This window comes from Candidatus Latescibacterota bacterium (genome assembly GCA_020633725.1).
Classification (GTDB): Bacteria; Krumholzibacteriota; Krumholzibacteriia; order JACNKJ01; family JACNKJ01; genus VGXI01.
Genome location: JACKDC010000005.1, coordinates 240,944 through 263,299, shown reverse-complemented (window position 1 = coordinate 263,299; position 22,356 = coordinate 240,944). Strand labels below are relative to the sequence as shown.

Here is a 22,356-nt window from a genome sequence, read left to right as displayed (position 1 = left end):
GCGCGGCCCGAGAGGCCGGGCAGGATGCAACACCCGGCGACCGCGCTGCACACGCGCGATCGCCGGGCTCCAAGTGCAAACGTTGCTGCGTCTTACTTGAGCAGCATCATCTTCCGCGTCTCGTCCACGCCGTTCGCGCGCAGACGGTAGAAGTACAGCCCGCTGGCCGCCGGCGTTCCCGCATCGGTGTCGCCGTTCCAGGTCGCGGTGTGCTGGCCCTGCTGCATGGGCTGGGCCAGAAGCGTCTTCACCTTGCGGCCGGAGGCGTCGAAGACGTCCAGGCTCACCGCGCCGGCCTGGCCGAGGCTGAAGCTGATCTCCGTCTTCGGGTTGAAGGGGTTCGGGTGGTTCTGGCCGAGCAGCGCCGCGGCCGGCACCTCATCCGCGCCCACCGGGTTCTGGTAGAGGATCTCGATGTCCGCGTCGCGGCGGGGCATCAGCACGTACTCGCCGAACTCGTAGCGCAGCGTGCCGTTGATGTTCAGCGAGTCGCCCAGGCCCTCCACGTAGCTGTAGTCGCCCATGTCGCCGACGTGCAGCCAGTTCAGGCCGTCCTGCGTGACGGACCAGTTGTAGAAGTTCCAGGCGCCGCCGCGCTCGACGACCTCCACGTTCTCCACGCGCACGAGCGCGCTCTCGTAGGGCTCGTAAAGGGACACGTCGGTCATGTCGCCAATGGTGATCGGCTGGGCCGCCGCCACGGCGTTGCCGCTGGAGACCTTCTCGTAGTAGAGGAAGGGCTGGGTCAGCGAGGTCTGGTTGAAGTACTCGGTCTGGTAGTCGGCGAAGATGACCTCGTCGCCTTCCTCGAGCTCGCTCAACAGGGCCGGGCAGTAGACCTCCAGGCCGTTGTAGGGCGCCAGCGGCAGGGTCGAGTTCACGTCCTCGATGTAGACGTGGTTTCCGTAGACGTCGAACTTGCTGTGGACGACGCCCCTCACGGTGATGACCTGACCCGCCACGGCGGACGAGTCGCCGCCCGCATCCGGGTACTGCGAGAAGGGCACGCTGCTCAGGCCGCCCCAGAACTGGGTGGCCTGGGGCGTCATGGGCACGCCGTCGGTGTTCTGGACGTCGATGACCGTGAGGTTGAGCAGGATCTCGGGGGTCATCGGCCCGGCGAGGGTCAGGTGCACGAGCTGGTTGTTCAGCGCGTCGACGCTGGCCGTGGACACCGTGCCCAGGTCCAGGAAGTAGTTCAGGGGATTCTCGGCCGTGGTCACCTCGACCTCGCGGTCGAACTGCACGTCGATGGTGGCGTCACCCGTCGCGCAGGCCCAGTCGAGGTTCGGCGCGGGCGCGACGCCCACGTAGACGAGGTCGTACTCGCCGCGGGGCGTGACCTTCCAGTCGCCGAAGGTGTAGTTGACCACGCCGGTGACCGAGGTCAGCTGCGTCGCGACGGGGGGCACGGCGCCGGAGTACATGCCGTCGGCGTCGAAGCGGGTCGAGTCGTTGTCGACGTAGCCGAACTCGACGCCGAACCACTCGCCGAAGCCGAGGTCGTTGTTCGTGCGCTCGACGTTCTCGTGACGCACGAGCACGCACTCCCAGGACTCCGCCTCCACGGGATTCAGCGTGGACGTCTGCCAGGCGCGGAGCAGCTCGGGCGTGGGCACGGCGCCGCTGCCGACGACGGTGTAGCTGCCGTCGCCGCCGTAGGCGGGCGCGAGGTTGAGCTCGCAGAGGCCGCTGCCCGGCGTGCCGGTGCCGCCGTAGTCGTTGTAGACGCCGGTCACGTCCACGATGTCGCCGATGACCACGTCCGGCGCCGCGGTGACGCCGATGAAGACGTAGAGGCCGCTGTTCTGTCCGCCGGCCGGCTCCTGGACGAAGAAGCCGTAGCCCGAGGGCACGGCGTCGATGCCGGTGACGACCTTGCCCTCGATCGTGACCAGCGTGTTCGCGGCGACCAGGTCGGTCTGCAGATCGTAGATGGTGACGACATCCTGGGCCTGGGCCGCCGCTGCGACGAGCAGCAGCGCCCCGGCCAGGAGCAGGTTCATTCGCTTCATTGTTCGCGCCCCCCTAGGCTTGCGGTGATTCGGCTGAGCTGTCCAAAGCGCGGGACCCCCTGCGGTCGAGGCGGGCCCCCGGCGTCCTGTCAGCGCAGGACGCCAAAGTCCTGCATGTATCCCTCGACCTCGGCGAGCACGTTGCCGTTCGCCGAGGTCAGGCTGATGGGGAAGGTCAGCAAGACGAGCTTCCCCCCGGAGTCGAAACGACGGCGCACCCCCACCGCCCCCGAGAACGGATTGGCCGGGTAGGTCTGGTCCCCGGTCACCCGGTAGAGCTCCTGCACCTCGCCGGAGGAGACCGCCTCCGGATTCAGCGCCAGGCGGTCGATGCCCTTGAGCTGCGCGCCTGCCGGCAGCCCCAGCGGCGTCGTGCCCGCGGCGGCGAAGGCCTGGAACTGCTTGGGGCCGAAGACCCAGAAGTTCGACGTCATCACGCCGCCCGTTCCGGTCTGATGCGCGTAGAGGCTGTCCGCGTCGAGGATCGTCTGCTCGAAGTCCACGGACAGGCTTCCACCCGAGTAGGCGCCACGGCTGGCGCCCACCATGTTGTAGCCGCAGAGCAGGACCTTGCCACCGGCCTGCAGATAGGTGCGGATGCCCGCCTCGGCCGCGGTCACGTTCGGGCTGGGCGCGTTGGTGAACTGCACCGGCGCGCCATCGGTGCCATTGTACCACACGACGGCCTCGAAGAGGGAGAAGATGGCGTGAAGGTTCTCCGGGGCGCCGATGGGCCCGTCCGCCCCCAGGTCGTGGATCAGCACCTCCCCCGCTCCGAAGAGGCCGGTGAAGCTCGTGCGCCAGAAGGGATCGATGATGGTCGTGTTCTGCCCGCTGGCCTGGGCGGCGCCGTCGAGGAGGAGGATCCGGGCCTGGCGGACGTCCTGCACGAAGGCCGTGTCCGTGAGGACATTGCTCACGGCGCCCCCCTTGTCCACCGCCTGCAGGTGGAACTCGCGGGTCACGCCGACCTGGTCCCCGAAATCCTCCGGGAGCAAGGTGAGCAGCGTGTCCGTGCCCGGCACCGACAGGGTCTGGGCCGGGTCCTCGAACCAGAAGCGGATCTCGTCGATGAAGGCCAGCGCGTCCTGGGGGTCGGCGGCGGGGTTGTCCGGGTCGCCCACCTTGAAGCGGAGCGTCAGCACCGGGAGGATGTTCCCCGGCAGGTTCATCACGCTGCTGGTGTCGCCGGCGCTGCTGACCTGCCAGAGGTGCGGCGCGCGGTTGAACACCGGCAGCTCCACGCTGGCCGGCGCCGGATCGACGAGCCCCTGATCGTCCACCGCGCGGATGCGGAAGCGATGGGTCAGCGTGTCCGCCCCGCTGGTCGGCACGGGCAGGAAGAAGGTGTCCCGCGTCGCGGTGACGAAGGGGGCCGTCACCCCCACCCAGCTCGTGTCGAAGTCGGTGGCCCCGGTGGCCGGGTCCAGATCCCACTTGTACTCGTAACGGGCGACCTCGCCGTCGGCGTCCTCGCCGTGCCAGCTCAGGATCTGACGGTAGTGCGTGGGGCTGAGCCCGCTGCCCTCCACCACCAGGAAGGTCTGCGGCGGCTGGTTCGGACCGAGCCCGCCCTGCTCGCTGCAGGCGCCGGCCAGCAGTGAGAGCAAGGTGAGACCTAGTGCGATGCGCGTGGACGTTCTCATTTCAGGATCAGGAACTTGCCCTGCTGCGACTCGCCGCTCGCGCGGTCGGTGACGGAGTAGAGGTAGAGCCCCGTGGCCACGGGCTGACCGTTGTGGCTGCGCAGATCCCAGGCCGCCATGGTGCCCGAGAGCTCGGGCGCCGCCGAGGCGGCCAGCACGCCGGCGGCGTTCGCGCCGTCGTAGCGGTCGCGGTCGAAGTCGATCACGGCCACCTCGTCGCCCGCGAGGGTGAAGATCTTGATCTTCGCCCGCGCGGGCAAGCCCGCGAACCAGATGTAGCGCCCGTTGGCGCGGTTGCGGTCCCAGACGGCGCTGCCGCGGTACGGATTGGGGAAGACCGTCACCGGCTGACCCGCCGCCTGGGCGGGACTCCGCCCCGGCACCACGTGGACGACGTTCTGTCCCACGCCGCTTTCGAGGCTCGGCGTCTCGGGCGTGCCCTGGTCGTAGCTGGTGACCGACACCCAGTAGTGGTGGCCGTCGCTCACGGGTTCCAGCGTGGTGGCGTACTTGTAGACCACGGTGTCGGCGCCGGCGACCTCGGTCTGCCACTGGTCCTCGGGGAGAAGCACCCCGCCGAGGCCGGTGTTGTAGCCCACCGAATCCGGCTCGGTGACGAGGAAGGGCTCCTGCGCGCCGTCGTGGTAGACGTAGCCGGCGCCGGGGAAGCTCCCGTCGAGCAGCGCCTGGCCGCTGGCCTGGTCGAGCCCGCCGCCCACCTGGTCCTCGAGCCAGCTGCGCGTGAAGTAGGCGTCGAGGAGCGGGTTCTTGGCGGGGATCTCCGCCAGGTCCACCTGGGCGAGCAGGTCGAAGGACGCGATCTCGGCGCTGCGGCCCACGTACACGCGATAGCCTTCGAAGTCGTAGTCGCGCGTCACGGCGTCGACGCTCTCTTCGGGGCCGGCGGCCCAGAGCACCCGGATGCGCTTCTGGTCGGTCTCGACCTTCACGCGCGGCGAGTAGGGCGGCGTGGGCACGGTGAAATTGAAGCTGTAGACCTTCTGGGCGTAGAGGGCGTTCTCGACGATGTCGTCGAAGCTGTCGCCGGCCAGCAGCGCGAAGGAGAGCACCAGCGTGTCCGGCTCCTGGCCCGCGCCGCCGGGATAGAGATTCCAGGGCCCGACGTCCAGCACCTCCACCGGGCTGTCCCCGGAGGTGTCCGGGCTGGGCGTGATCTCGCGCCAGTCGTCGGCGCCGTCCTCGCTGAGGATGGCGTACTTCTCGGAGTCGTTGTCCCGCGCGTAGCTGCCCGGCTCCCAGTCCCACCAGCGCCAGGCCACGCGGCCCACGTCCTCGGTCCACTCGCCGCCGCCGGGCTTGTACTTGGCGCCCAGGAACTTGATGCCGCCGTGCTGGGGCGCGCGGCCCTCGTCGTAGGTCCAGTGGTGCTCGACCTGCAGGTTGAAGGGGTCCTCGCTGAGCTCGGCGTACTCGGGCATGTCGTCGACCCAGTAGACGTTGTGGTGGTAGAACCAGTTCGCGCTGGCCGGCGGCCAGGTGCCGAGCGGGTACTTGCCCTTCCAGCCGCTGGTCATCTCGGTGTAGACGCCGAAGTAGGCCGCCAGCAGCGTGCGCGTGGGCACGATGGTCCACTTGATGAGCACCATGGCGTCCGCCGGCTCGTAGCTCCAGGCGTAGCTCTCCTGGTTCACGATCAGCCCGCTCGCGCTGTGCCAGTTGTCGGCGTTGCCCTGCTCGGGCGTGTGCTGGTGGTCGAGCGTGTCGAGGAAGGCCGTCACCAGGTCCTGCTCGCTGATGGCGTGCTGCGGATCGTAGTAAGGGCTGGTGGGCAGCGTGCTGCGTTCCCGGATCCAGCCCAGGCTCTGCTCCTCCGCCGGGATCGACACCGGCACCCACTCGGTCGGGCGGGTGTAGGTGCCCCAGTAGCCGTCCTGCACGCCGGTGGTGACGAGCGTGTCGAAGTCGGTGTTGATGCCCCCCACCCAGAGCCCGCCGCGGATCATGTGGTCCACCTCGGTGCCCTTGGGATACTCCATCGACGCGGCGCGCTCGGCGAAGTTGTTGCCGAGGAAGCCGTGGTTGGACACGGCCAGCGCCAGGTTGCCCACGTTCTGCGTCTTGAAGACGTAGTCGAGCAGCAGCACCTCGTCCTGGCGGGCCCAGAAGGGGCCGTCCAGCGGGATGACGAGGTCGGGCGGCGCGTCGTGCGGGCTCCGCGACGCCGGCGCGCCCGCGCCCAGCAGCCCGGCGAGGGCCAGCGCGCCGAGGCCGGCGGCCCAGCGGCGAAGCGTGCGTCCCCGGCTGCTACTGGCGCTTTTCATAGTCGATGATCTTTCCCAGCGTGGGGTCGGCGACGTAGACGCGCCCGTCCACCACGGTGAACGCCGACGGATCCCGCAGGATCTCCTTGCTGTGCGTGTTCACGCGCAGTTCGCTGTCGGGCGTGAGGTCGGTGGCCAGTTCCCAGACCGTGGTGTCCGAGCGGTTGATCACGAAGAGGTGCTCGGCGTCGGCCGTGAGGCCGACGGGGTCGTCCAGCAGGTCGTCGTAGTAGTCGAAGAGCGGCGGGTTCAGCGGACCGCCCAGCGGGTGCAGCACCTGCAGGGTGTGGAGGCCGTCGTCGAGCAGGTAGATGCGCCCGTTCGCGTAGGCGATGTCCTTGACCGTCGCGCCGCCGGCCTGGCTGGTCCAGGGCAGGAAGCCGTCCTCGGTGGCGTAGAGCGCCCCCGGCTGGCCGATGATGCGATAGCGGAAGATGCGGTTGCCGCCGCGGTCGGCCACGAAGACGCGGCCCTCGTCGTCGGCCGCGATGGCCACCACCTGCTGCCAGTCGCTGTCGGTGATCGTGACCTCGACCTGCAGCGTGTCCAGGAACTCGCCCCCGTCGTAGCCCTTCACCGCGCCGTCGCCCGCGTCGTAGACCCAGATGCGGAAGCCCTGATCGCTGCCGTCCGCCAGCAGCGTGGGCTGGATCAGCCCCTGGAAGAGTTGCTTGTGGCCGGGCGTCACCAGGTCCTCGCGCTTGTAGGTGGGGTAGATGCTCAGGCTGTCCGCGTCCTGGATGACGTAGAAGATGCTCGTGCTCCGGTGCACCAGCATGTCGGTGACGCCCCCCACCAGCCAGCGGTAGGCGATCTCGTAGCTGTCGTCGCCCAGCACCTGGGTGTTGGGGATCTGGCTGGGCAGGTCGGGCCGCAGCCCGCAGGCCGCCGCCGTCAGCGCCAGCAGGAGGAGGCCAAGCCGCCAGGAGCTCATGCGCGCGGCCCTCCGCATCAGAAGTCCACCCGCACGGACCAGCGGTGGATGGCCCCGAGCGTGTTGCCGTCGGTGAAGGAGTAGTCGAGCCCCGCGAGGCCCGCGCCGAAGGCGAAGTTCGCGCCGAAGCCGGCCGAGAGGCCCATCGTGTCGGACATGAAGTTGTAGCCGCCGCGCAGGGCCAGCAGCCCGCCCATGTAGGAGAACTCGGCGCCCGTGGCCACCGTCTCCTGGTTGTCCGCGAGGTGGTTCATCTCGAGGGTCTGCGTGAGGATCCAGGGGTAGCGCTTCCAGGACTCGAAGGCCACGCCCAGCTTGAAGGTGCTCGGCGGCGGGAAGCCCTCGTACTCCTCGTTCTTGTCCTCGGTGAAGTTCCAGAAGCTGCCCGCGGGTTTGAACTCCGGGCCGAAGTTGGCGATGCTCATGCCGATCCGCGTGTTCGCGTAGTCGATGCGGTAGAGCGTGCCCACGTCCACGGTCCAGGTGTTGGTGACGGGACCGCCCACGTCCGAGCCCAGGTCCTCGCGCACGTACTTGAGCGAGAGGCCCAGCAGGAGCTGCGTGGTCATGGCCTTGGCGTAGGACGCGCCGAGCACCCAGTCCGCGTAGCGGAAGCTGCGCCCGGTGCCGTAGGGATGGTACTCGTCGGTCTCGTCCACGCTCGTGCCCAGGCTGCCGAACTGCAGACCCACGGTGCCGGCAAGCGCCGGCATGGGCATCGCGAGCAGCAGGTTGGCGTAGTGGACGTCCGCCGGCCAGGCCACGTAGCTCATGAAGACCTGACGCGCCGGCACCTGCCCCAGGCCCGCCGGGTTGTACCAGGCGGCGCTGGCGTCGCCCGCCACGGCCGTCCAGGCCCCGCCCATGGCCGCGGCGCGGGGGCTGATGTCGATCTTGAGGAAGGTCCCGCTGCTGGTGGCCACGCGCAGCCCGCCCAGCTCCTGGGACGCCCGGGCCGCGGGCGCGAGCAGCAGGACGAGCGCGAGCGTGCAGAGTGCGCGGCGCATCAGAAGTTCACCCCCACGCTGAGCTTGAAGCGGCGCGGCGAGCCCAGGCGCGACGGGTCGGCCAGCGACAGGTAGCGCGCGAGCCGCGCGTCGGGATCCGTGGGCGGGTTGAGGTAGGTGCCCACGCCGTCCGCGTAGGGCTCGCCCGTCACCGGATCCACGCTGCGCGGCTGGTCCCAGTTGAACACGTTCCAGCCCTGCAGCGTGAAGTCGATGCGGTAGTCGCCCCAGAGCACCCACTTCTGCAGCTTCAGGTTGAGGCTCTGCTCCAGCGGCCCGTTGTGCGCGTAGTCCTCGCTGATGGGCTGGCCGGTGATGTCCTCCTTCGTGTACGCGCGCCCGCTGGACAGGCTGTAGTAGCCGTTGAAGCCCCACTGTCCCGGCAGGTGATGGCCGAAGAGCTCGGGCCCCTGCGCGTCGGCCACGCGGAAGTCGAAGGTCGCGCTCAGCCGGTGCGGCCGGTTCCACCAGAGGAAGCCCTCCTGCAGCTCCACCTCGCCCGTGGCCCCGCCGACGTAGAGCTCGCGCTGGGCATTCGGATCGCTGCTCCGGCCCGTGGCGATGGAGTAGGTGTAGTTGAGCGAGCCCGAGAGGTAGCGTCCGCGGCGCTTGCGCAGGCTCAGCTCCACGCCGCGGCTGCGCGCGTAGTCGCTGTTCCGGTAGAGGAAGTAGGTCGCTTCCTTGCTGCCCTCCACCGGATCGTAGTACTGCACCGTGAAGCGCTCGCTGGTGGGGTAGTTGAAGATGTCCTTCACGAACACGGTCACGTCCCCCGCCAGGCCTTCGGTGAAGGTGTGCCGCGCGCCGAGCTCGTACTGGATCGTGATCTGCGGATCCAGGTTGATGTTCCCCAGGTTGCCGAAGAGGTCCTCCACGCCGCTCGCCACGTGCGTGTAGACGTAGTAGTAGGTGGGCCACTGGCTGAAGTGGCCGTAGTTGAAGAAGAGGTTGTCCCGATCGGTGATGGGATAGCTCACGGCCACGCGCGGGCTGACGGTGTACTTGAAGCGGTTGCCGAAGAGCGAACTCGTCTCGTCGAAGTACTGCTCGCCCACCGCGGGGCTGAACAGATCGCCCGCCGTGCCGTCGATCGCCGCCAGCGCCGCGCGCTCGGCCAGCTTGCCCGGGAACCAGAAGTCGCCGCGCAGGCCCACGTTCGACACGAAGCCCTTGTACTCGATGTCGTCCTGAACGTAGACCTCGGCCTTGGTCGGATTGGCGCGGAAGATGTCCTTGCGGCCCAGGCCGTCGGGCCGCTGGATCCACGGGTCGCGGATCTCCACGTTCTGGATGGTCTCGTAGTCCACCCCGAAGCCGGCCTTCCCCTTGTGATTGGGGTACCACTTCTTCGTCAGGCTCCACTTGCCGCTCCAGCGCTCCACGTAGCGGTCGCGGTACTGGTTGTAGTCGCCGTTCAGGTAGAAGTAGGGGTGGAAGATCCAGTCGTCGCCCTGGGCCGGGTCCGGCCAGTTCAGGGCCTGGGGCGCGTACTCGGCGAGGTAGTCGCGCAGCGTGTCAGCCGCGGGCTTCTGCGAGTCCTGGTGCAGGCGCACGTAGAAGCGCGAGAGCTGCACCTCCTGGAACATGCTGCTGCCGAAGCTCTGCCGGTAGTTCAGCACGGCCGTGTTGCGGTCCTCCACGAAGGCGCTGTAGTGGTCCAGGTAGCGCGACCACTGGTAGGGATAGCTGTTGCTGTCGCGCGTGAGGTCGCTGATGTCGTGGCGGTCGAAGCCCTGATCCATGGCCAGGTACTTGGTCATGGTCAGCGTGAGCTTGTGGTCGCGATTCACCTTCCAGGCGAGCTTCAGCGTGCCGTTCCACGCGTTGTTCTGACGGGGCGCGGCGTTGCTGCTGCTCCAGGTGATCGGAAAGCCCAGGAAGCTGTCCTCGTAGTCGATTCTCAGGCGATCCCCGCCGCCGGGCATGTCGCGGATGTTTGGGAAGCGCGTGTCCATGATCTCGCCGCTGAAGTTGGCGAAGAAGCTCAGGCGCTCGCCGGGGAACCAGGTCCCGCTGCCGGGCAGCGGGCCGCTCAGCTGGAACTTGTAGGTGTCGGTGAAATAGTGCTCCCAGTCGGTGGCCACGCCCGGCAGGTGGTCGATGCCATACTCGGCGAAGCCGCTGAAGGTCTGACCGCCCTCCTTGAGCGTGACGTTGATCACGCCGGCCATCGCGTCGCCGTACTCCGCGCGCCAGCCGCCGGTGATCAGGTCCATGTCCGACACGGATTTGGAGTCGATGCCCTTCGCGCTGCTCGTGCCGGCGAGGGCGTCCTTCATGGGCACGCCGTCCACGAGGATCAGCGTTTCGTCGCTGCGGCCGCCGCGGATGTGAATCTCGTCGTCCTGCTGCACCACGCCGGGCTGCGTCACCACCACCTCGGCGACGGTCTCCACGGGCATCTTCGCGATCTCGTCGGCGGCGAGGCTCTTGGTGCTGCTGGCCTCGGTGACGTCCACCAGCGGCTTCTCGCCGAACACGGTGATGGTCTCCGACTTGATCACCGTGGGCTCGAGCGTGAACTCCAGCTCCAGCACCGTGCCGTTGCGCAGCCGGACCAGCGTGCGCTCGTCCATCTTGTAGCCCATGTAGCTGGCGCGCACGGTGTAGGTGCCGGGCGGGATCTGGGTGATGAGGAAGGTGCCGTCGTCCAGCGTCATCGCGCCGAACTGGGTGCCCAGCAGGACGACGTTCCCGTAGGGCAGCGGCTTGCCCGAGACCGCGTCGAGCAGCGTGCCCGTCACCGTCGCCCCGCCCCCCTGGGCAACGGCAGGCCCCGCCGCCAGAACGGCGCAAAGCAGCAGCAGAGAGACGAAAAGGGCCGCTCGCAGCGGCCGGCACGCCGAAGACAGCATCTGGCCAGATCCCTTGGCGGTGGCGGCGAGGGTGCGGGTTCGCAGGGCTTCCCGCCTTCACGCCGCAAGCTAGCATGCGGATTTCCGCGCTGTCAACGGGGCCACCCGCGGCCCCCGGGGGCGCGTGGCGCGCGCGCCCTGCCCTTGCCATTGCGCACGAGTTCTGGGATAATGGGGCCACTCGGCATCAAGCGGTGGGGTCCCCCGTGCCCTGGACGCCCGCCCGGACACCGCCGCCGCGTTCTCACCCACCACCACGGAGACTGTGATGCAGCGAACTGCGATCCGGCTCGGCGCGCTCCTGCTTCTGGCGCTCGCGCCGCTGGGCCAGGCCTCGGCCTTCGGCCCCGGCATCAGCCCCTTGCCCGACACCCAGCACGACGACTACCGCAACACCCCCCGGCTCCAGATCGAGCCGACCTGGCAGGCGCCCTCCGGCCTGAGCGGCGAGAGCCTGGCGCGCGCGTTCGTCGCCCAGCGCGCCGAGTCCTACGGGCTCGACCCCACCCTCGCCGACCTCGGCCCCGCGACCCAGCGCGAGAGCCTGCTGGGCACCCACTATCGCTTCCCCCAGCTCCTGGACGGCCTGCCGGTGGAGCACGGCGAGGTGATCGTGTCGGTGGCCGCGGACGGCCACGTCTACCGCGCCTACAACAACTACTATCCCCTGACGAGCCGGCCGGCCCTGCCCGCGCACATCGATCGCGATGCCGCCTTCGACGCCGCCTGGCTGCGCCTGAACGCTCGCGGCGATCTGCTGGCCGAGCCGCAGGCGCACCTGCTGTGGACGGTCGAGGCCGGCACGCCGCAGCTCATCTGGCGCGTGGAACTGGCGCTCGACGCCCCCTACGGCGGCTGGGAGCTGGCCGTGGACGCCACGACCGGCGCCGTGACCGCGCTCCGTGACGCCAACCTCTACCGCGTGGAGGACGACTTCACGCGCGCGACGCCGGACGAGCGCATCGGCGCCCTGGACGGCCCCGCCGGCGACCGCGCCGACGCCTTCGCCCGCTTCGCCGCGCGCGAGATCGCGACGCCCCCCACCCGCGGCGACCGCGCCACCGGCAGCGGCGTCGTCTTCGATCCCGATCCGCGGGCCACGCTGCTCAACGACAACCTGCAGGACAACAGCCCGGCCAGCGCCTTCACCGGCGCCTACTTCACGCGCACCCTGCTGGACATCACCTTCAGCGGCGGCCTCTACCGCGTGACCGGCCCCTGGGTGGACATCATCAACTGGGACTCCCCGAACACGCCGCCCAGCACCACCACCGACGGCAACTGGACCGCCACGCGCGGCAACAACGCCTTCAACGACGCCATGACCTACTTCATGCTGGACCAGAACCAGCGGTACATGCAGGGCATGGGCTTCACCGGCGCCTCGGGCATCCAGGAGGGGCCGATCGGCACCGACACGGACGGCTTCGGCGGCGCCGACAACAGCTTCTACCAGCCCTCGAGCAACCGCCTGTCCTTCGGCCACGGCTGCGTGGACGACAGCGAGGACAGCGACGTGATGCTCCACGAGTACGGCCACGCCATCAACTACAGCATCAACTCGAGCTGGGGCGGCGGCGACACCGGCGCCATGGGCGAAGGCTTCGGCGACTACTGGGCCGGCTCTTACAGCTGGAGCACGCCCAACGGCGAGGTCTACCACCCCGAGTGGGTCTTCTCCTGGGACGGGCACGGCACCGGCAACCAGTGCTGGTCCGGACGTCTCCTCAACAAGCTCAACCTGGTCTACAACCACAGCACGAACTACGGCGCCCACCAGAGCATCCCCGGCGGCATCAGCGACGAGCTCTGGTCCACGCCGCTCTTCCAGAGCCTGATCTCGCTGACCGGCGACTTCGGGCAGACCCGCGACAGCGTCGATCAGATCATCCTCGAGGCGCAGTTCGGGATCGGCTTCGGCCCGAAGATGCGCGACATGGCCAACGCGATCGTGGCCACTGCCCAGGCGCTGCAGCCCGGGCAGCCCCACGCGTCGGTGTTCATCCAGAAGTTCGCCCACCACAGCATCATCGACGATCTGACGGCCGTCCCGGGCGACGAGACCGCGGACACGCCGGCCGCCGGCCTCCGCCTCGCCCAGAACAGCCCCAACCCCTTCAACCCGAAGACCACCGTGCGCTTCACCTTGCCGTCCCCCGGCCGGGCGACGCTCACGGTCTTCGACGTGGCCGGGCGCCAGGTGACCCAGCTCGCTGACGGCGCCTTCACCGCCGGCGAGCACGCGGTCGACTGGAACGGCCGCGACGATGCCGGAAGCGCCGTGGGCAGCGGCATCTACTTCTATCGTCTCGACGCCGATGGCCTCAGCCAGACGCGCAAGATGATGCTGATCAAGTAGCCCGCCTCGCGCATGGCTCCGCCCCGCCCGGCGACCCCGTGTCGCCGGGCTTTTTCGCGCCCACGCTTGACGTTCAGGGCGAGCCGCGCGCGGCCGGTGCGCCCATCGCCGCCTGCGCGAGGCCGCGCGCGTGATGGAGCTGATGGCACGCGCTGCAGAGCGTGATCAGGTTGCTCGGGTCGTTCGTGCCGCCGTTCGCGCGGGGCTTACGGTGGTGCACTTCGAGGAAGCGCGTGCTCGTGCAGCCCGGACCCTGGCAGCGGTGGCCGTCACGGGCGAGGATCGTCCGCCGCAGCGCCGGCGTGAGCGTGCGCGGCAGGTCGCCCCCAGGGGCGGGCAGTTCGCCGCGGCTGGTGACGTAGGCCTGCGCCCCGCAGTCCGGGCAGCGGCGAATGATCACGGTGGCGGCCTGCTTCACCCGCCCCCGGGGGCGGGTGGCGAGCGCGTCGAGCACCAGTTCTTCCTTCGGGTCTAGCCGGCCGTCCTTGCGCAGTTGCTCGATCAGCGCTTCCCAGCGCGCGTACTGCTCCGGCGTGAAGTTCAGCGTGACGCGCAGGGGCGCGGCGGCTTCGGCCTCCTCGCGGCGCGCTTCGGGCTCGCCCGCCGCGAACAGCGCCGGAGGATCCTGGCGCTTCCTCGGCGGCCGCGGCCGGCTCGCCTTCACCTTGCGCTCGAGCGCGCGGCGGCCGAGCCGCTTGGCATCGTCGAGCCAGTGGCCTTCGTTCGCCGGCGTCGCCACGGACACGAGCTCACGCGCCTTGGTCCAGGGCAGCTCGCCCGCCTCGACGGCGCGTCGTGTCTCCGGCAGGCGCTCGAGTGCACCCGCCATGCGCACGAAGGCCGAGAGCTTGCGCTCGGAGAAGCCCAGCGCATCGCGGCCATAGGCATGGATCGAGGAGTAGCCCAGCTCGCGGTAGAGCTGATCTTCCATGATAGAAGCGAAGGAGAGCAGCGCGCCCTTCTCGAGGCGCTGCAATCGCTGAAGTTCAGTCTTCAAAGCCCGGTGCAGTCGCCGGGCGCGGTCGGCTCGAGTCTCCATGTTGAAAGTCCCAGGAAAGTGCCTCGGGAGGCTTGCGATGGATACCAATGTATAGTATCATACGAAGGCCGTCAAGGGCGGCAAGGCAGATAGTCGAGAGAATCTTCCCGCGGCAGCTCTCACCCGCCCCCGGGGGCGAGCGAGACCAGGAGGTCCGATAGAGAAGCAACACGCGCCCGCCACGAGAGAATGCGCATCGCGGGCAAACTGAGTATCCTGTCCCGGCGGTGGCTACCGGCGCTCGGTGAGGGGAAGCATGTGTGCGGGTCGTCCGCGGCGGTGCCTCTCCCTCATCAAAGGAGTTCGCCATGTCCATCCGTCCCGTCAAGCGAATGGCCGAAGCACGGCCCGCCATCGAGGGTGCGGGGGTTCGCCTGCGCCGGGCGTTCGGGTTCGGTCAGACCGATGACTTCGACCCCTTCCTCCTACTCGACGACTTTCGCAACGAGCGCCCGCTCGACTACGAGGCCGGCTTCCCGTGGCACCCGCACCGGGGGATCGAGACCATCACCTACGTGCTCGCGGGCAGCGTGGAGCACGGCGACAGCATGGGCAACCGCGGGGTGATCGGTGCCGGCGACATCCAGTGGATGACCGCCGGTCGCGGGATCGTCCACCAGGAGATGCCGCAGGGCGACGCGCAGGGCAGGATGCATGGCTTCCAGCTCTGGGCGAACCTGCCCGCCGCGCTGAAGATGACCGCGCCGCGCTACCAGGAGGTCCGATCGCCGGAGATCCCCGAGGTCACGGACGACGACGGCACCCTCGCGCGCGTGGTCTGCGGCCAGTTCTGGGGCAAGCGCGGCCCAGTTGAGGGGATCGCCGCGGATCCGGTCTACCTCGATGTGACGGTGCCGGCCGGCCGCCGCAAGACGCTCCCGGTGCCGTTGGGGCATCACGCCTTCGCCTACGTCTTCGCCGGCGGCGGCAGCTTTCGGGACGCCTCGTCGCCGCAGCCCGTGCCGACGGAACACACGGCACCCGCCCCCGGGGGCGGGCAACCCGCGGGCCCGACGCTCGAACGCGCCGACAACCGCTCCCTGATCCTCTTCGACCAGGGCGACGCGGTGACCGTGCAGGCCGGCGAGGAGGGCATCCGCTTTCTGCTGGTCTCCGGCGCGCCGCTGCGGGAGCCGGTGGCCTGGCATGGCCCCATCGTGATGAACACGAAGGATGAACTGGTCCGCGCCTTCGACGAGCTCGAGCGCGGCACCTTCCTCGACGCCAAGGAGACCCGATGACCGTCCCCCCCCACCGGTACACCGGCGCGGCGGCGATGATCCTGCTGCACGAGGCGCAGATGCGCGACTTCCTGGCCGTGTGGCGCGAGGCCAAGGCCAGCGGTCTCGCGCTGCCCCAGACCGAAGACACCGACTACGCCTCGCTGGAGACCCTGCTCCGTCACGTGCTGGGTGCGGCCGGGGGCTACATGATCTGGTGCTGCGCGTCGCTGGGCCTGCCCGATCCCGGGATCCCGGCGCCGCCGCCCGCCGAGGCGATCGAAGCGGCCGCGGACGACGTCCTCGAGCAGGTCCTCGGCGCCTGGCGCACCCCGCTGGCCGACGTGCCCGAGGAACGCTTCGGGGAGGAGCACAAGTCGCGCTGGGGAATCGTCTACTGCATCGACAGCATGCTCGAGCACGCGGTGATGCACCCGCTCCGTCACGCCTTCCAGCTGCGGAGGCTGATGGCGGCGCGGAACGGCTAGCGGGGCGGCGCCAAGAAATCGTAGGGCGCTTCGATCGTTCCGCGCTCCGTGAAGAAGGCCGTGATCAGGGCGGCCGGCGTGACGTCGAAGGCGGGATTGCGCACCCCCGCCCCCGGGGGCGGGTCGAGGGCGACGCCCGGCAAGCGCAGCTCCCCGGCCGCCCGCGACTCGATCGGGATCGCCGCGCCCGAGGCCAGCGTCGGGTCCACGGTGCTCAGCGGCGCCGCCACGTAGAACGGCACGCCCGCGTGGGCGGCGGCGAGCGCGAGTGACAGCGTCCCCACCTTGTTGGCGGTGTCGCCGTTGGCGGCGATGCGATCGGCGCCGACGAGCACGGCATCGACCTCGCGCGCGAGCAGCAGGGAGGGGCCGGCGGCGTCCACCTGCAGCGTGACCGGCACGCCCGCCCGCCCCAGCTCCCACACGGTGAGGCGCGCGCCCTGCAGCAGCGGGCGCGTCTCCCCGGCCCAGACCCGCACGTCGCGCCCCGCGGCGTGCATGGCCAGCAGCACCCCGAGGGCGGTGCCGATGCCGCCGGTCGCCAGCGGCCCCGCGTTGCAGTGCGTGAGCACGCGGGCGGGGGTCGGCAGACGAGCCGCGCCGGCGGCGGCGATGGCGTCGCAGCGGGCGGCATCATCGAGGTGCCAGGCCAGGGCCGCGCGCTCGAGCGCTGCCAGCAAGGCGGGCGGATCGACGCCGGCGGCCAGGGCGTCGCGCTCGGCGTCGTGCATCGCCTCGAGCGCGGCGGACAGATTCACGGCCGTGGGCCGCGTCGCGCCCAGCGCGTCGCGCGCGTGCGCCAGTGCCCGAGACGCCCCCTGGGCGTCGAGCCCCGGCCCGCGCCCGAGCGCCGCAGCCAGGGCCACGCAGACACCGTAGGCAACGGCCACACCGATGGCCGGCGCTCCGCGCACCCGCAGCGCGGCGATCGCCTCGGCCACCGCGTCGACCGTGGCGCAATCGCGGTACTCGAGGGCGCCGGGCAGCAGCGTCTGGTCCAGCACGCGCAGTCGGCCCGCCGCGTACTCCAGATTGCGCGGGATCCCGGCCGGCAGCGGCGGCAACGCGCTCACGGGGACTCCGTCCAGTCCTGCAGCATGCGGGTGAGCAGCTCCAGGGGCAGTCCCATCACGTTGAAGTAGCAGCCCTTGATCCCGGTGACGAACTGCGCGGCCAGGCCCTGGATGCCATAGGCGCCGGCCTTGTCGAAGCAGTCGCCGCTGGCGACGTAGGCGTCGATCTCCGCGGGCGCCAGCGGACGAAAGCGCACCTGGGTGCGGCTGTCGGCCACGCGCCGTCGCAGCAGCTGGCAGCCCGGTTCGTGGCGCACCAGGGCGAGGCCGGTGATCACGGCGTGTTCGCGGCCCGAGAGCCGCTCCAGCATCGCGCGGGCCGCCGCGGCGTCGGCGGGCTTGCCGAGGCTGGCGCCGTCCAGCGCGACCACCGTGTCCGCACCGATCACCAGCGCGCCGGGCCGCCGCAGCGCCACGGCCTCGGCCTTGCCCGCCGCGTGGGCGCGGGCGGCGCCGGCGGGGGAGAGATCGCCGTCGTCCTCGGGGTAGTCGCTGGGCTCGACGGCGAACGCGAAGCCCAGGCCCTCGAGCAGCGCGCGGCGGCGCGGGCTGGCCGAGGCGAGGATCAGGTCCTGCTGGAGCGAGGCGGGGACGAAGGGATTCACGGCGTCGCCCCCGGGGGCGGCGCGGCATCGCGATCGAGGATCAGGGTCACGGGGCCGTCGTTCACGAGTTCCACGGCCATCATGGCCTGGAAGACGCCCGCGGCCACCGGCAGGCCCTCGGCGCGGAGCGCGTCGAGGAAGGCGAGGTAGAGGCCCTCGGCCAGTTCGGCGGGCGCGGAGTCCACGAAGCTGGGACGGCGGCCCTTGCGCGCGTCGCCGTAGAGCGTGAACTGGCTGACGGCCAGGACGGCGCCGCCGTTCTCGCGCAGGGAGCGGTTCATCTTGCCCTCGTCGTCGGGAAAGATGCGCAGGTCGGCGAGCTTGGCGGCCATCCACTGCACGCACGCAGCACTGTCGGCTTCGCGAAACGCGCAGAGCGCCAGCAGGCCGCGGCCGATCTCGCCCACGGTCTCGCCATCCACGCGCACGGCGGCGCGGCTCACGCGCTGGATCACCACGCGCATCGGCGCTCCTCAGCGGCGATACACATCCTGCACCCCGCGCACGGACTTGATCTGCCGGACGATCTCCTCGAGCTGCTCGGTGTCCTTCACCTCGAGCGTGAAGTGGAAGTGGTTGAGCATGTCGCGCTCGTCGCGGTCGAAGCTGCCGCTCTTGATGTTGGTCTTGGTCTTCGCGATCTTGCCGGTGATGTCCACCAGCAGGTTGGGACGGTCCTCCGCCGTCACCTCGAGGCCGAGCAGGAAGGTCTCCTGCTGCCCGACGTCCCACTCCACCGACACGCGCCGCTCCTCGAGCACGGCGTTGCCCACCACGTTGATGCAGTCGCTGCGGTGCACGCTGATGCCGCGGCCGCGCGTCACCACGCCGACGATGGCGTCGCCGGGCACCGGGCTGCAGCAGCCGGCGAAGCGGATCATCATGTTGCCGTGGCCCTCCACGCGCACGCCGCGCACGGAGTCGCGGCGCAGCTTCGTGGAGAGCTCCTCGTCGAAGACCGGCGCCTCGCGCTCCTCGGGCGGATAGAGGCGGTTGAGCACGGACGCCGCCGACAGGTTGCCGCGGCCGACGCCCTCCACCACCCGCTCGGCGTTCTCCACCCCCAGCGCCTCGGCCACCTCGCCGAGCTGCGACTCGTCGGGCACGGGGCGATGCTGGCGCCTGAACTCGCGCTCGAGCAGCTCGTGCCCCAGCTCCAGCGACTGAACCAGCTCGCGCTCGCGCAGACGCCGCTTGATGCGGCTGACGGCCTTGCTGGTCTTGACGAAGTTGAGCCAGTCGCGGCTCGGGCGCGCGTCCTTGCGCGTGAGGATCTCCACCACCTCGCCGCTTTCCAGCGAGCGCCGCAGGGGGACGATCTTGCCGTCGATCTTGGCGCCGATGCAGCGGTCGCCCACGGCGGTGTGGATGGCGTAGGCGAAGTCCAGCGCCGTCGACCCCACCGGCAGGATGTGCAGATCGCCCCGCGGCGTGAAGACGAAGATGCCGTCCTGGAACAGGTTGATCTTCAGGTGGGCCATGAACTCGCTGGGATCCTCGCTCCACTCGCCGCCCTTGAGCTCGTCGAGGAAGGTGCGCAGGAAGTCCAGCTCGCGGCTGGTGCCGGCGTCCTCGAGCTTCTCCGTCCCCATGCCGCCCGCCTTGTAGCGCCAGTGCGCGGCGATGCCGAACTCGGCGATCTCGTGCATGGAGTAGGTGCGGATCTGGATCTCGAAGACGCGCCCGTCGTCGTTGATCACGGCCGTGTGCAGGCTCTGGTAGCCGTTGCGCTTGGGCGTGGCGACGTAGTCCTTGAAACGCTGCGGCAACGGCTTGAAGAGCGTGTGCACCACGCCGAGGGCGTGGTAGCAGTCGGCCACGCTGTCGGTGATGATGCGGATGGCCATCAGGTCCAGGATCTCGTCGGCGTCGAGGTGCTGCGACTGCATCTTGCGCCACACGCTGAACAGGTGCTTCGCGCGCCCCTCCACCGCGCACTCGATGCCGTTCTCGTCCATCGCGGCCTGGATGCGATCGTGCATGGCCGTGATGATGTCCTCGCGGCTCTCGCGCCGCATCCCCATGGCCGCCGCCACCCGCTCGTAGGCCGCGGGCTCCAGGTACTTGAAGGCCAGGTCCTCGAGCTGCCACTTCACCCGGCCGATGCCGAGGCGGTGGGCCAGGGGCGCGTAGATGTCCATGGTCTCGCGCGCGATCCGCTCCTGCTTGTCGCGGCGCAGGACGTCGAGCGTGGACATGTTGTGCAGGCGGTCCGCGAGCTTGATGAGCAGGATGCGGATGTCCTTGCTCATGTGCAGCAGCAGCTTGCGGAAGTTCTCCGCCTGCGCCCGTTCCGCGCTCTCGAAGCGCAGCGCGCCGATCTTGCTGACGCCGTCCACCAGCAGCGCCACCGTGGGGTTGAACTCCTGGCGCAGCAGCTCGGCGCTGATGCCGGTGTCCTCCACGGTGTCGTGCAGCAGCGCCGCGGCGATGGCGTTGGAGCCGAGATTCAGCTCGGCGCAGGTGCTGGCCACCGCCACGACGTGCTTGAAGTAGGGCTCGCCCGAAACGCGACGCTGGCCGGCGTGGGCCTCGCGGGCCATCCAGAACGCCTTCTCGATGAGCTCCACGCCCACCTGCGGCGAGAGCCGCCGCGCCGTGGCGAGCAGTTCCTCCAGCTCGGCCTGGGCGGCGGGATCCCGGGGCGGCTGCTCCTCGCGGCGCGCGCTCATGACGTCGCCGTCCCCGCCGGCGTGAGCTCCACCAGCTGCAGGCTCAGCCCGTGCTCGCCGGGACGGCGCTGGAAGGTGTCGCGCGCCACGCGCAGGCAGAGGTCCACGGCCTCGCCGCGATGCAGGCGCGGCCCGAGGTCCGACGCGCGACCGAAGGCGATCGTGCGCAGGCGCTCGCCCCCGGGGGCCTCGAGTTCGAGGCGCAGGTGCTGTCCCTTCAGGACGCGGCTTTCCAGGGGCACCGCGTCGCGCAGCATGAGGACGGGCTCGGGGTTGCCCTCCCCGAAGGGGCCGAGCAGTTCGAGGCCGTCCAGGAAGCGGCGGTCGAGCTCGCCCGCCGTGACGGCCAGGTCCGCCATCAGCGGCGCCGGCGGCGCGGGCGACGGCGCGGCGGCCTCCAGGGCGGCGGCGAAGGCGTCCCAGCGGCCGGCGCGCACGGTGAAGCCCACAGCGCGGCGATGTCCGCCGTAGCGCTCGAGCGCGTCGGCGCAGCGGTCGAGCAGCGCCTTGAGGTCCTGCCCTTCGGGTCCGCGGCCGGAGCCGCGCGCGCTGCCGTCGGCGTCGACGCCCGCGAGCAGGACGGGGCGGGCGAACTCGTCCGCCAGTCGCGCGGCGGAGATGCCCAGCACGCCGGGGTGCCAGTCGGCGTCGGCGAGCGCCAGCGCGCCGAGGGCCTCGCCCTCCACCCGCGCGCGCTCGAGGCGGGCCAGCGCGCGCTCCCGCGCGGACGCGGTGATCGACGCTTCGCGCTCGCGCCGCTCCTCGTTCGTGGCCTCCACCTGGGCCGCCAGCTGTGCGGCCTCCTGGGCGTCCTCGCTGACCAGCAGCTGCAGCGACAGCCGCGCGCTGCCCATGCGGCCCGGGGCGTTCAGCCGCGGCGCGAAGCGGAAGGCCAGATCCTGCGCGCTCAGCTCACCGCTCTGCAGGCCGGCGGTGCGGGCCATGACGCGCCAGACCGGGCTCCGGTCGGCGGTGGAGCCGGGCCGCGCGGTGAGGCGGCGGCTCATCTCGCGCAGTCCCGCGCTCACCAGCAGGCGATTCTCGCCGGTGAGCGGCATGACGTCGGCCACCGTGCCGAGCGCCGCGTAGTCCAGCCACTGGTCGCCCGCCAGCGGACGTCCCAGCGCCTCGCAGAGCGCCCGCGCCAGCTTGTAGGCCAGCGCGCTGCCGCTGAGCGCGGGGAAGGGATAGCGACTGTCCGCGCGCATTGGGCTGACGAAGGCCAGCGCCTCGGGCAGCGCGGTGGCCAGATGGTGGTCCGTGACCACGGTGTCCACGCCACGCTCGGCCAGGGACTCGATGATCTCGCCCTCCGACGACCCGCAGTCCACCGTGACCACCAGGCTGCAGCCGGCCTCGACGGCGCGGTCGAGGGCGCGGGCCGAGAGGCCGTAGCCGTCGCGCTCGCGGTGCGGGACGAAGGCGTCCGCATCGAAGCCCAGACCGCGCAGCGCCCGGCTGAGCAGGGCGGCGCCGGTGAGGCCGTCCACGTCGTAGTCCCCGTGGACCAGCACGCGCTGGCCGTGCTCGCGCGCGAAGCGGAGGCGGTCGACGGCGAGGTCCATGTCGGGGAGGAGGTAGGGATCGTGCTGCGCGGCGGGATCGCTGCCCAGCCAGCCGCGCCAGTCGTCCGCGCCGCGCACTCCGCGCTGCCAGGCCAGCGCCGCCACCGCCGGTGGCAGGGACAGCTCACGGGCCAGCCGCGCGCGCTCGTCCGCGGAGGGCGCCTCGCGGAGGCGGATGCTGGGGGCTGGGGCGTGCTGCACGCGTCCTCCTGCTGACGGCGCCCGAACGAAAAGCGGAAGCGAACCTGTAAGCCGGGTTCTGTCCTCCCCGAAGGGAGTGATGGCCATTTATCTAGGACCGCCGTTGCCGACGGCCTCGAGCAACCTACCCGGGAATCGAGCGAGACGGGCCGCCTCTCTTCCCCTATTTGGTCTTGCTCCGGGTGGGGTTTGCCATGCGGCGTCCGTCGCCGGCCGCCCGGTGAGCTCTTACCTCACCTTTTCACCCTTACCCCCACGCCGCGAGGCGCGGTGGCGGTTTGTTTTCTGTGGCACTTTCCGTGGAATCGCTTCCCCTGGGAGTTACCCAGCACCCTGCCCTGCGGAGCCCGGACTTTCCTCGGATTCGAGAATCCGCGGCCATCCGGCTCGCTTCC

General features: G+C 70.4%; 15 protein-coding genes and 1 other RNA gene. 3 read left to right on the top strand and 13 right to left on the bottom strand.

The genetic code is table 11. The features are described from left to right. Window positions 1-92 precede the first annotated feature (92 nt). From H6693_12135 to H6693_12110, 6 genes are all read right to left on the bottom strand, one after another. On the bottom strand, window positions 93-2,015 hold the full coding sequence (locus tag H6693_12135) for a T9SS type A sorting domain-containing protein (protein ID MCB9516930.1): 1,923 nt from the start codon (window positions 2,013-2,015) through the stop codon (window positions 93-95). Window positions 2,016-2,104: 89 nt separating this feature from the next. Continuing rightward, on the bottom strand, window positions 2,105-3,661 hold the full coding sequence (locus H6693_12130) for a hypothetical protein (protein ID MCB9516929.1): 1,557 nt from the start codon (window positions 3,659-3,661) through the stop codon (window positions 2,105-2,107). Next, entirely contained in the window at window positions 3,658-5,943 is a 2,286-nt protein-coding gene (locus tag H6693_12125; protein ID MCB9516928.1) for a hypothetical protein, read from the bottom strand. The genes H6693_12130 and H6693_12125 overlap by 4 nt, the downstream gene beginning before the upstream one ends. Further along, window positions 5,927-6,877 (bottom strand): hypothetical protein, encoded by a 951-nt coding sequence (locus tag H6693_12120; protein ID MCB9516927.1) that lies wholly within the window; start codon window positions 6,875-6,877, stop codon window positions 5,927-5,929. The genes H6693_12125 and H6693_12120 overlap by 17 nt, the downstream gene beginning before the upstream one ends. A gap of 17 nt (window positions 6,878-6,894) precedes the next feature. Next, a complete protein-coding gene (locus H6693_12115; protein ID MCB9516926.1) occupies window positions 6,895-7,884 on the bottom strand; it encodes a PorV/PorQ family protein in 990 nt (329 codons plus the stop codon). Next, window positions 7,884-10,739, bottom strand: a complete 2,856-nt coding sequence (locus H6693_12110; GenBank protein MCB9516925.1) for a TonB-dependent receptor — start codon at window positions 10,737-10,739, stop codon at window positions 7,884-7,886. Before H6693_12110 ends, H6693_12115 begins: the two co-directional genes overlap by 1 nt. Window positions 10,740-11,007: 268 nt before the next feature. Here H6693_12110 and H6693_12105 point away from each other — a divergent pair, with 268 nt between their 5' ends. Next, a complete protein-coding gene (locus H6693_12105) occupies window positions 11,008-13,098 on the top strand; it encodes a T9SS type A sorting domain-containing protein (protein MCB9516924.1) in 2,091 nt (696 codons plus the stop codon). Between the two features lie 73 nt (window positions 13,099-13,171). On the opposite strand, the gene H6693_12100 is transcribed toward H6693_12105, so the two are convergent. Continuing rightward, window positions 13,172-14,074 (bottom strand): HNH endonuclease, encoded by a 903-nt coding sequence (locus H6693_12100; protein MCB9516923.1) that lies wholly within the window; start codon window positions 14,072-14,074, stop codon window positions 13,172-13,174. Between the two features lie 371 nt (window positions 14,075-14,445). Between H6693_12100 and H6693_12095 the strand changes: the two genes are divergently transcribed. After that, window positions 14,446-15,378, top strand: a complete 933-nt coding sequence (locus tag H6693_12095; protein MCB9516922.1) for a pirin family protein — start codon at window positions 14,446-14,448, stop codon at window positions 15,376-15,378. Further along, entirely contained in the window at window positions 15,375-15,845 is a 471-nt protein-coding gene (locus H6693_12090; GenBank protein MCB9516921.1) for a hypothetical protein, read from the top strand. The genes H6693_12095 and H6693_12090 overlap by 4 nt, the downstream gene beginning before the upstream one ends. Here H6693_12090 and mtnA read toward each other — a convergent pair. The 6 genes from mtnA to rnpB all read right to left on the bottom strand — a co-directional run bounded on the left by mtnA (window position 15,842) and on the right by rnpB (window position 22,355). Continuing rightward, window positions 15,842-16,900, bottom strand: coding sequence for an S-methyl-5-thioribose-1-phosphate isomerase (gene mtnA / locus H6693_12085; GenBank protein MCB9516920.1), 1,059 nt, complete (start codon window positions 16,898-16,900; stop codon window positions 15,842-15,844). The genes H6693_12090 and mtnA overlap by 4 nt on opposite strands. 14 nt (window positions 16,901-16,914) lie before the next feature. After that, the gene (maf, locus tag H6693_12080; GenBank protein MCB9516919.1) at window positions 16,915-17,523 is read right to left on the bottom strand and encodes a septum formation protein Maf; all 609 of its coding nucleotides are present in this window, start codon (window positions 17,521-17,523) and stop codon (window positions 16,915-16,917) included. After that, window positions 17,520-17,987, bottom strand: a complete 468-nt coding sequence (locus tag H6693_12075; protein ID MCB9516918.1) for a D-tyrosyl-tRNA(Tyr) deacylase — start codon at window positions 17,985-17,987, stop codon at window positions 17,520-17,522. Before H6693_12075 ends, maf begins: the two co-directional genes overlap by 4 nt. Window positions 17,988-17,996: 9 nt before the next feature. Continuing rightward, window positions 17,997-20,195 (bottom strand): bifunctional (p)ppGpp synthetase/guanosine-3',5'-bis(diphosphate) 3'-pyrophosphohydrolase, encoded by a 2,199-nt coding sequence (locus tag H6693_12070; protein ID MCB9516917.1) that lies wholly within the window; start codon window positions 20,193-20,195, stop codon window positions 17,997-17,999. Then, a complete protein-coding gene (gene recJ, locus H6693_12065) occupies window positions 20,192-21,961 on the bottom strand; it encodes a single-stranded-DNA-specific exonuclease RecJ (protein MCB9516916.1) in 1,770 nt (589 codons plus the stop codon). Before recJ ends, H6693_12070 begins: the two co-directional genes overlap by 4 nt. 31 nt (window positions 21,962-21,992) lie before the next feature. Next, window positions 21,993-22,355, bottom strand: an RNA gene (gene rnpB / locus H6693_12060) — RNase P RNA component class A. Window position 22,356 lies beyond the last annotated feature (1 nt).

Bases quoted from the DNA above. Each gene is read 5' to 3' on its own strand.
- H6693_12130 (MCB9516929.1), bottom strand. From the start codon at position 3,661: ATGAGAACGTCCACGCGCATCGCACTAGGTCTCACCTTGCTCTCACTG.
- H6693_12125 (MCB9516928.1), bottom strand. From the start codon at position 5,943: ATGAAAAGCGCCAGTAGCAGCCGGGGACGCACGCTTCGCCGCTGGGCC.
- H6693_12120 (MCB9516927.1), bottom strand. From the start codon at position 6,877: ATGAGCTCCTGGCGGCTTGGCCTCCTCCTGCTGGCGCTGACGGCGGCG.
- H6693_12070 (MCB9516917.1), bottom strand. From the start codon at position 20,195: ATGAGCGCGCGCCGCGAGGAGCAGCCGCCCCGGGATCCCGCCGCCCAG.
- H6693_12105 (MCB9516924.1), top strand. From the start codon at position 11,008: ATGCAGCGAACTGCGATCCGGCTCGGCGCGCTCCTGCTTCTGGCGCTC.
- H6693_12115 (MCB9516926.1), bottom strand. From the start codon at position 7,884: ATGCGCCGCGCACTCTGCACGCTCGCGCTCGTCCTGCTGCTCGCGCCC.
- H6693_12075 (MCB9516918.1), bottom strand. From the start codon at position 17,987: ATGCGCGTGGTGATCCAGCGCGTGAGCCGCGCCGCCGTGCGCGTGGAT.
- H6693_12110 (MCB9516925.1), bottom strand. From the start codon at position 10,739: ATGCTGTCTTCGGCGTGCCGGCCGCTGCGAGCGGCCCTTTTCGTCTCT.
- H6693_12090 (MCB9516921.1), top strand. From the start codon at position 15,375: ATGACCGTCCCCCCCCACCGGTACACCGGCGCGGCGGCGATGATCCTG.
- H6693_12135 (MCB9516930.1), bottom strand. From the start codon at position 2,015: ATGAAGCGAATGAACCTGCTCCTGGCCGGGGCGCTGCTGCTCGTCGCA.
- H6693_12095 (MCB9516922.1), top strand. From the start codon at position 14,446: ATGTCCATCCGTCCCGTCAAGCGAATGGCCGAAGCACGGCCCGCCATC.